The sequence below is a fragment of the Streptomyces sp. KR55 genome, from assembly GCF_052245645.1.
Classification (GTDB): domain Bacteria; phylum Actinomycetota; class Actinomycetes; order Streptomycetales; family Streptomycetaceae; genus Streptomyces; species Streptomyces flavusporus.
In genome coordinates this window covers 1-6,771 of sequence record NZ_JBQQCE010000521.1, presented here as the reverse complement: position 1 = coordinate 6,771, position 6,771 = coordinate 1, and the positions used below count along the sequence as shown (strand labels likewise).

At 70.5% G+C, this 6,771-nt stretch carries 7 protein-coding genes; 4 read left to right on the top strand and 3 right to left on the bottom strand.

Annotated elements, in window-relative coordinates; genetic code table 11:
* Positions 1-98 precede the first annotated feature (98 nt).
* Both ACTWQJ_RS44005 and ACTWQJ_RS44000 read left to right on the top strand, forming a co-directional pair.
* A complete protein-coding gene (locus tag ACTWQJ_RS44005; protein ID WP_443312008.1) occupies positions 99-1,025 on the top strand; it encodes a UTP--glucose-1-phosphate uridylyltransferase in 927 nt (308 codons plus the stop codon).
* A gap of 37 nt (positions 1,026-1,062) precedes the next feature.
* Positions 1,063-1,260, top strand: coding sequence for a hypothetical protein (locus tag ACTWQJ_RS44000; protein WP_443312007.1), 198 nt, complete (start codon positions 1,063-1,065; stop codon positions 1,258-1,260).
* 173 nt (positions 1,261-1,433) lie between these two features.
* On the opposite strand, the gene ACTWQJ_RS43995 is transcribed toward ACTWQJ_RS44000, so the two are convergent.
* Positions 1,434-2,096, bottom strand: coding sequence for a TetR/AcrR family transcriptional regulator (locus tag ACTWQJ_RS43995; RefSeq protein ID WP_443312006.1), 663 nt, complete (start codon positions 2,094-2,096; stop codon positions 1,434-1,436).
* A 110-nt stretch (positions 2,097-2,206) separates the two neighbouring features.
* Here ACTWQJ_RS43995 and ACTWQJ_RS43990 point away from each other — a divergent pair, with 110 nt between their 5' ends.
* Positions 2,207-2,869, top strand: a complete 663-nt coding sequence (locus ACTWQJ_RS43990) for a DUF5701 family protein (RefSeq protein WP_443312005.1) — start codon at positions 2,207-2,209, stop codon at positions 2,867-2,869.
* A 52-nt stretch (positions 2,870-2,921) separates the two neighbouring features.
* A complete protein-coding gene (locus ACTWQJ_RS43985) occupies positions 2,922-3,650 on the top strand; it encodes a type 1 glutamine amidotransferase (protein ID WP_443312004.1) in 729 nt (242 codons plus the stop codon).
* A gap of 26 nt (positions 3,651-3,676) precedes the next feature.
* On the opposite strand, the gene pgm is transcribed toward ACTWQJ_RS43985, so the two are convergent.
* Together pgm and ACTWQJ_RS43975 are read right to left on the bottom strand one after the other, a co-directional pair.
* Complete coding sequence (gene pgm / locus ACTWQJ_RS43980) at positions 3,677-5,317, bottom strand: phosphoglucomutase (alpha-D-glucose-1,6-bisphosphate-dependent) (protein ID WP_443312002.1); 1,641 nt, start codon at positions 5,315-5,317, stop codon at positions 3,677-3,679.
* Between the two features lie 116 nt (positions 5,318-5,433).
* Positions 5,434-6,669 (bottom strand): saccharopine dehydrogenase family protein, encoded by a 1,236-nt coding sequence (locus ACTWQJ_RS43975; protein WP_443312001.1) that lies wholly within the window; start codon positions 6,667-6,669, stop codon positions 5,434-5,436.
* Between the last annotated feature and the right edge of the window lie 102 nt (positions 6,670-6,771).

Sequence of the window (6,771 nt, the reverse complement as noted above, 5' to 3'; positions counted from 1 at the left end):
ACAGGCATGTGCCCGAACGAGAGCGGCAGCGGGCATTGGTAGCGTCGGCATGTGCCGTGCCGGCCGGTGCGGTGTGCCGTTCGACCGAGGGAGATTCCATGTCCCCGACGATCCGCAGGGCCGTGATCCCCGCCGCCGGGCTCGGCTCCCGTCTCCTGCCCCTGACCAAGGCGACACCGAAGGAGATGCTTCCGGTCGGCGACAAGCCGGTCATCGAGCACACCGTGCGCGAGCTGGTGGACTCCGGTATCACCGACATCACCATCGTCGTCTCCGGCGGCAAGAGCCTCATCCAGGACCATTTCCGCCCCAACCCCGCCCTCGTCGCCCAGCTGCGCAAGGACGGCAAGACGGCGTACGCGGACGCGGTGGAGGAAGTGGCGGAGCTGGCCCGCAAGGGGCACATCACCTACCTCGACCAGTACGGTCCGTACGGCAACGGCACCCCGGTGCTGAACGCCGCCCGCTCCTTCGGCGACGAGCCCGTGCTGGTGCTGTGGCCCGACGACGTCTTCGTGGCCGAGGTCCCCCGCGCCCAGCAGCTGATCCGCGCCTACGAGCAGACCGGCTGCCCGGTACTGGCCCTGCTGCCGATGGACCCCGCCCACTCCCAGCGCTACGGCGTGCCCCTCGTCAAGGAGGACCTCGGCGACGGCCAACTGCGCATCACCGGCCTGGTCGAGAAGCCGAAACCGCAGGATGCGCCGTCCCCGTACGCGGCCATCGGCGGCTACGTGATCACCCCGGGCATCGTCGACGAGCTGCGCGAGCAGACCCGCCGCTGGTACGAGCACCGGACCGGCGAGATCTACCTCACCGACGCCATCAACGCCTACGCCTCCACCCGCGCGGTGTACGGGCAGGTCATTCAGGGCCGTTGGTACGACACCGGCAACCCGGCCGACTATCTCGTCGCCCAGATGGCCTTCGCCCTCGCCCACCCCGAGTACGGCCCCCTGCTGCGCAGTCTGGTCGACGAACTCGACGCCGACCGCCCGGGCACCGCCGACGACACCGGCAACTGACCTGCCGGTCGTTCCAGTCGCCGGGAGGGGAGGACAGATGGGCGGGTTCGATCCGCACGTTCACGTGGAGTCGAAGGTGGTGCAGGGCGATGCGGCTGTCCGCAACCTGATGGCGTCCACGTTCGGGCTGGCCGGTGATCTGCCGAGCCATGTCACCACGGGGTGCGGGCTGCGGGTGCCGTATGCGATGACCTCTCCGCGTCCGGATCGCGTCACCTGCCTGGCCTGCCCGTGAGCATGCACGGCTCGAGCACCTGCGCTTCGCGGAGAACGTCGAGCGTCTGGGCCGCATGCCCGGATCGGCCATCAGCCCTGCCCAGGCGAAAACGGCCGCGGACAGGCATCGCGACCTCGCGGAGAGGTTTTCCGACACGGAGGGCTGAGCCGGCCGGCGGCGGCCCCGCGCGTTCATCGGGCGTAGTCGGACAGAGCCGGTTCGAGGAGGGTGAACGCCTCCGTGGCCTCCTGCAAGAGGACGGAGGCGATCTCGGAGTTGGTGTGCCCGGCGAGGGTGAGTTCCTGGATACGGCGGAACAGGACGCGGTGGACGCCGCCGAGCAGGGACGCGGCCGTGCGTGGGGTGATGTCGCCGGGGTCCGCGCCGGTGGCTTCGGCGAGGGCGGCGGCCAGGGCGTCCTCACGCTGATCGTGCAGGCCGCGCAGGCAGGTGGTGAGGGTGGGGCTCTCTGCGATCATGCGGGTGAACTCCGGGCCCGCGAAGCCGGCGACCGGGTCCTGTGCCCTCACCGCGGACAGGAACGAGCTGCGCAGTGCCGCGAGGGCGGATTCGCCGGGTTCGCGGGCGGCCACGGTACGTGCCAGACCGGCCACGAACTCGTCCTGGTGGTCGAGGGCCAGGTCTTCCTTGCGGGGAAAGTAGTTCGTCACGGTCTTCTTGGCGACGCGGGCGGCGTCGGCGATCTCGGCGATGGTGGTCTGCTCGAAGCCCTGCGTGATGAAGAGCTCGGTCGCCCGGTCGGAGATCAGCTGCCGCGTCTCGCGCTTCTTGGCCTCGCGCAGGCCGATGGCCGCCGCGGAGGCGGCGGTCGTGGTGCTCGACTCGATACTCATGGCGGAATCTTACCCCCGTCGTATTTTTACGTTGACATCCTGTGTACCTCGCGCGTAAATTTACGTCCGTCGTAAGTTTTCCGTCGCATTCGCCTCCGAAAGGGGCCGCCTTGACCGACACCGCCTTCGACGGTGAAGCCGAGTTCGACCGTCAGGTCCGCAACCTCATCGCCCTCGGGTATCCGGCGCTGTCCGGACTCGACCCGGACCAGTTCGGCGCGCTGGTCGCCCCGCTGCGCGCCCGCGCCGCGACGGCTCCCGCCGGCCCGTACGAACCGGAGAGCGGCCGCGTGCCCTTCGTGCTCGTCGTCACCCGGAACGTGGCGCCGGTCGAGGACACGATGCCGCGCACGACCCTGCACCGCGGGCGCACGCCCGGCTTCGTCGACCGCTCCTTCGAACCCGGCTCCCTGGAGCGGTTCGTCGCCACCGAGGAGGCCGGACTTCCCCACCCGGACGCCTATCTGCTGTTCGACATCGAACGCGGCGAGGAGTTCTGCGGCGCCGTACCCAACGACGCGATGAAGGTCATCGCCGAGCGGGGTCGCACGCTGCTCACCATCGAGGAGGGCATCGCTCTCGTCACCCACTTCCCGCAGGTACTGGTCAAGAACAAGTGCTTCTCCCTCGGTGGTTCACGATGCGGCGACCGCAGGGTCCCGGCGATCTGGATCAGTCAGAAGGCGCCCAAACTCGGCTGGTGCTGGGAGGGAAACCCGCACACCTGGCTGGGCATGGCCTCGGCCGGTTCCCGGGTCGCCGGCGACGTCTGACCACCACCGGCAGGGTTGCGTCCCGGCACCGGCTCTTGGTGGTGTGGGCCTCGTGAGTGAAGCGGCGAACACCGACCGGGACGCCCGCAGGGTGCTGATGGTGCGCAACGCGGAGCGCAGTGGTCCCGGCCGACTGCGGGCGTGGCTGCACGCGGAGGGGCTGACCGTCGACGAGGTGTCCGGCCCGGCAGTGCCGGCCACTTCGGCCGGCTTCGACGCTGTGGTGCTGCTCGGCGGCGGTTTCCTGCCCGACGCCGACCTGCACGCACCCTGGTTGCCCGCCGAGCGGGCTCTCGCACGTCAATGCGCCGGCGACGGCGTGCCCTTGCTCGGCATCTGCCTCGGCGCCCAGGTTCTGGCCGTGGCGACGGGCGGCGAGGTGACGGGCGAGTACGGTCGGCCCGAGCGGGGATCGTGCACGATCGTGCTGCGCCCCGAAGCCGAGCACGATCCGCTCCTGGCCGGGATGCCACCGAGGTTCCCGGCGATCCAGAACCACCGCGACCAGGTAACTGCACTGCCACCCGGGGCTGTTCATCTGGCCGAGAACGAGCAGTGCCCGGTGCAGGCGTTCCGGGTCGGTGAGCGCGCCTGGGGTGTGCAGTTCCATCCCGAGGTCGGTGCGGACCGCCTCGCGGGGTGGGACGAGGCGGCCCTGGCCGACGCCGGGCTCGACCTGGAGATGCTGCGCGCCCGCGCGGAGACAGCGGAGGCGGACTCGGCTCGGGCCGCCCGGCGTCTGGCGGCCAACTTCGCCGCCGTTGTCCGTGCGCGTACCTGAGCGGTACGCGGATCCCGATCGCCGCGTCAGCTGCCCAGTGCCGCCAGGACCACGGACTTGGCCTCCTCCTGCACCTGACGCAGGTGGTCGGGTCCGAGGAACGACTCGGCGTAGATCTTGTAGACGTCCTCGGTTCCCGAAGGACGGGCCGCGAACCATGCGTTGGCGGTGGTCACCTTGATGCCGCCGATGGGCGCACCGTTGCCGGGAGCGTCGGTGAGCACCGCGGTGACCGCTTCGCCGGCCAGGGTGTCCGCGCTGACCTGAGCGGGCGACAGCTTGGCGAGCAGTGCCTTCTCCTCGCGGGAGGCAGGGGCGTCGATGCGCGCGTACGCGGGTTCGCCGAAGCGCGCGGTCATCCCCGCGTAGTGCTCGGACGGGGTCCTGTCGGTGACCGCGGTGATCTCGGAGGCGAGCAGCGCGAGGATGATGCCGTCCTTGTCGGTGGTCCACACGGAGCCGTCCCGGCGCAGGAAGGACGCACCGGCCGACTCCTCACCGCCGAACCCGAGCGAGCCGTCGACCAGCCCGTCCACGAACCACTTGAACCCCACGGGAACCTCGACCAGTTGACGGCCCAGATCGGCGGCGACCCGGTCGATCATTGCGGACGACACCAGGGTCTTGCCGATGCCCGCAGCGGCCGGCCACTGGTCACGGTGGGCGTAGAGGTAGGCGATGGCGGCGGCGAGATAGTGGTTGGGGTTCATCAGGCCCGCGTCCGGGGTGACGATGCCGTGCCGGTCGGCGTCGGCGTCGTTGCCCGTGGCGATCCGGAAGCGGTCGCGCCGGTCGATGAGCGAGGCCATGGCGTAGGGCGACGAGCAGTCCATGCGGATCTTGCCGTCCCAGTCCAGCGTCATGAAGCGCCAGGTGGGGTCGGTGAGCGGGTTGACCACGGTCAGGTCGAGCCGGTGCTGTTCGGCGATGCGCCCCCAGTAGGCGACGGACGCCCCACCGAGCGGGTCGGCGCCGATGCGCACGCCGGCCGCGCGGACGGCGTCCAGGTCCAGCACGCTCGGGAGGTCGGTGACGTAGGTCCCCAGGAAGTCGTATCGGCCGGTGCCGGGTGCGGCGAGCGCCCGGGCGTACGGAAGGCGCCGTACGTCCTTGAGGCCGCCCGCGATGATCTGGTTGGCCCGGTCCTGGATCCAGGAGGTCGCGTCCGAGGCTGCCGGGCCGCCGCTCGGCGGGTTGTACTTGAAGCCGCCGTCGGCGGGCGGGTTGTGCGAGGGGGTGACCACCACCCCGTCCGCGAGGCCCGAGGTGCGGCCACGATTGTGGGTGAGAATGGCGTGCGACACGGCGGGAGTGGGCGTGTAGCCGTCCGCGCTGTCGATGAGCACCGTCACGTCGTTGGCGGCGAACACCTCCAGGGCGGTGACCCTCGCGGGCTCCGACAGGGCATGGGTGTCGGCGCCCAGGAAGAGGGGGCCGTCGGTGCCCTGGCCGACGCGGTACTCGCAGATGGCCTGGCTGGTCGCGGCGATGTGGTCCTCGTTGAACGCACTCGCCAGTGACGAACCGCGGTGTCCGGACGTGCCGAAGGCGACGCGCTGGCCCGGCTCGCCCGGGTCGGGGTGCAGCGCGTAGTACGCGGTGACCAGCCGGGCGACATCGACGAGGTCCTCGGGATCGGCCGGCCTGCCCGCTCGCTCGTGCTGCATACGCCCGCTCCTCACATTGCTCGGTCCTTGGCTTGCCTCCTCATCTTTCCTTGTCACGGGGCGCGGACGCGAGTGCGTCACCTGCCATTCAAGCCGGTTGGCCGTCGCGGGTGTCCTCACACGCTCTGCTGCTCGCGGATGCCCCACGGAGATCCGTACGCCGTCAGGAGGTCGAGGAACGGCCGGGGTGCGAAGGCCTCCGGGCCGAGCACGCCCGCGCCCGACCACCTGCCGTTCGCGATCAGTTCCAGCGCGACCACGGGGTTGACGGCCGTCTGCCACACGACCGCCTGACAGCCGTACTCCTGCATCGACCAGGCGTTGTCCACCACGTGGTACAGGTAGATCTCGCGCGGTCGTCCCTCGCGGGTGCCCCTGACCCAGGTGCCGGCACACGTCCTGCCGTGCATCCGGTCGCCGAGCCCGGCCGGGTCGGGAAGGCAGGCCGCCACCACGTCGCGCGGGGACACCTCGGCCCGGGTGCCGTCCTTCGCGGTGACCGTCACGGGGTCGGTACGGTCGAGACCGATCTGGTGCAGGACGCGGAGCGCCGTGATGAACTCCGCGCCCAGCCCGTACTTGAACGTGACCCGGCCGGCCTTCACCCAGCGCGGGATCAGCAGGACCTCCTCGTGCTCGACGTTCACGCACTCCACCGGACCGATGCCTTCGGGGAAGTCGAAGACCTCGGGCTCGCTGAAGGGTGCGGTGGTGAACCAGCCGCGGTCCGCTTCATAGACGACGGGCGGGTTCAGGCACTCCTCGATCGTCGTCCAGATGCTGAACGACGGGGCGAAGTCGTGTCCGTCGACCGTCAGGTTCGCGCCGTCACGGACACCGATCTCCTCGATCGTGTCGAAGAGTTCGTCGGCCGCGTACCGGGCGAAGACGTCCGACAGGCCCGGCTCGACGCCCATGCCCACGAGGGCCAGCCGCCCACTCCGACGCCACTGGTCGTCCAGGGCGAACTGCTCGTCGCCGAGCTTCGTCCCGGTCTGCTCGTACGGCAGGTCCGGATGCGGCCGGGACAGGGACATCGCCATGTCCAGGTAGTGCGCGTGGGCCGTGTGCGCGGCGCGGAACAGCGGCATCACGAACCGGGGGTCGGTCGCATTCAGCAGGACGTCGCACCGCTCGGCCGCCAGGAGCCGGGCCACCGCCTCCTCGTCGGAGGCATCGACGCGGGCGGCGGCGAAACGCTGGTCGCCGTCGGCGGCCGCTGTGGCCACGGCTGCCCCGGCGCGCGCGAGGTCGTGGTCGGCGACGACCATCCGCTCGAAGAAGTCCCGGCGGGCCGCGATGCGGGTGATGGCCGTGCCCACTCCGCCCGCACCGACCAAGAGGATGCGCATAGCAGCTCCTTTCACCGTGCAAGAGGGTGAACCACGCGTTCGCCCTGTCGCCGCCGATCGAACGCCACGGGCGTTGTCTTGGTCAATGGCGTTGGCATAAGG

What these genes read in the sequence shown, in the direction of transcription:
- ACTWQJ_RS44005 (WP_443312008.1), top strand. Translation starts at nt 99, where the DNA reads ATGTCCCCGACGATCCGCAGGGCCGTGATCCCCGCCGCCGGGCTCGGC.
- ACTWQJ_RS44000 (WP_443312007.1), top strand. Translation starts at nt 1,063, where the DNA reads ATGGGCGGGTTCGATCCGCACGTTCACGTGGAGTCGAAGGTGGTGCAG.
- ACTWQJ_RS43995 (WP_443312006.1), bottom strand. Translation starts at nt 2,096, where the DNA reads ATGAGTATCGAGTCGAGCACCACGACCGCCGCCTCCGCGGCGGCCATC.
- pgm (WP_443312002.1), bottom strand. Translation starts at nt 5,317, where the DNA reads ATGCAGCACGAGCGAGCGGGCAGGCCGGCCGATCCCGAGGACCTCGTC.
- ACTWQJ_RS43975 (WP_443312001.1), bottom strand. Translation starts at nt 6,669, where the DNA reads ATGCGCATCCTCTTGGTCGGTGCGGGCGGAGTGGGCACGGCCATCACC.